We start from the raw sequence: 976 nt of genomic DNA on the forward strand, positions 1-976 counted from the left end.
TGAACTGCACCCCAATTGTTAGACACAAATCTAACATTTGGAGGTGCTTTTTTTATGGCAAGAATTACTTTTGAACAAAAATTGGATGCGATTTTTCGTGTTGAAAAAGGTGATGAAGGCATTACTTCAATTGCTAGATCACTCAATTTCACTAATACTGAATTGATACATTTCTGGATTGGCAAATATAATCTTCATGGACCAGAATCCTTGAAAAAGAGCTATACACGTTATTCTATTGAAGATAAACTATATATACTAAATTATATGAACGAGAATAGGTTGTCTGATATAGAGACTGCAGTACATTTTAATTTACCTACTCCAGGTACAATAAGAAAATGGCGAATTAGTCTCAAAAACTTAAGTGTGGATACCCTATTTCTTAAGGAAAAGGGGCATAAACAGTTGAAGAAAGACAACTCAAAAAAAGGTAAAAATCAAAACTTTAAAGAAGGCTCATTAGAGGCATTACGAGCAGAGAATGAACAGCTGCGTATGGAGAATGCATTTTTAAAAAAGTTGAATTCCTTAGTTCAAGAGAAGGAAAAATTAAAACGAAAGACTTGGCACAAGTAGTATTTGAACTAAGGATTCAATTTAATATAAAAGAATTAATAAAGTTAGCCGGCATTAAACGTAGTACTTATTATTATTGGACAAGTCGCTTTGACCAACCTGATAAATATGACAATATGAAATCGATGATTTCAACTATATATCACGACCACAAGGGACGGTATGGTTATCGTCGTATAACGTTAGAATTACGTAATCAAGGCTTCCTAATTAATCATAAAACTGTTCAACGACTTATGAAGGAAATGGGTTTAAAATCGCTTGTACGTATTAAAAAATACCGTTCTTATAAAGGGAGTGTAGGTAAAATTGCGCCAAACATTCTTAGTCGTAAATTCATTGCGTCAAAACCAAATGAAAAGTGGGTAACGGATATAACTGAATTTCATTTATTTGG

Annotated in this window: 2 protein-coding genes; both read left to right on the plus strand. The window is 32.6% G+C overall.

What is annotated here, in order from left to right; translation table 11 throughout:
* The first annotated feature begins 54 nt into the window (after positions 1 to 54).
* Positions 55 to 579 carry a transposase gene (locus PI85_RS24315; protein ID WP_036124326.1) on the plus strand — a complete coding sequence of 175 codons (525 nt, stop codon included), beginning with the start codon at positions 55 to 57 and terminating at the stop codon, positions 577 to 579.
* A partial coding sequence (locus PI85_RS19820) for an IS3 family transposase (protein WP_152607455.1) occupies positions 567 to 976 on the plus strand: 410 nt, incomplete at its 3' end. The genes PI85_RS24315 and PI85_RS19820, both read left to right, overlap by 13 nt.

Origin of the sequence: Lysinibacillus sp. A1 (assembly GCF_000801965.1) — a bacterium.
GTDB classification, from domain to species: domain Bacteria; phylum Bacillota; class Bacilli; order Bacillales_A; family Planococcaceae; genus Lysinibacillus; species Lysinibacillus fusiformis.

Coding starts and splice junctions, on each gene's coding strand:
- PI85_RS24315 (WP_036124326.1), top strand. CDS start 55: ATGGCAAGAATTACTTTTGAACAAAAATTGGATGCGATTTTTCGTGTT.